At 61.5% G+C, this 234-nt stretch carries 1 protein-coding gene; it reads right to left on the bottom strand.

What is annotated here, in order from left to right; all coding sequences use genetic code 11:
* A partial coding sequence (locus tag AC0L3I_RS37100) for an ATP-binding cassette domain-containing protein (protein ID WP_473530249.1) occupies positions 1-234 on the bottom strand: 234 nt, incomplete at both ends.

The following is a 234-nucleotide window of genomic DNA, read 5'->3' as shown; positions in this document are numbered from 1 at the left end:
CCTTGACCAACTCGGGGTCGAGCTCCGAAGTAGGCTCCTCGAACAGCATCACCTTCGTGATCAAGGACAGGGCCCGCGCAATCGCTACACGCTGATGCTGGCCCCCGGACATCTGGCCCGGAAACTTGTTGGCCTGGTGCGGGATCTTGACCCGCTCCAGGAACTTCATCGCAGTCGCCTCGGCGTCCTTCTTGGGGATGTTGCGGACCCAGATCGGCGCCAACGTGCAATTGT

Source organism: Mesorhizobium sp. WSM4840 (assembly GCF_055811755.1).
Note: the sequence above shows the minus strand (reverse complement) of the source record. Positions and strands in the feature narration are given on the sequence as shown.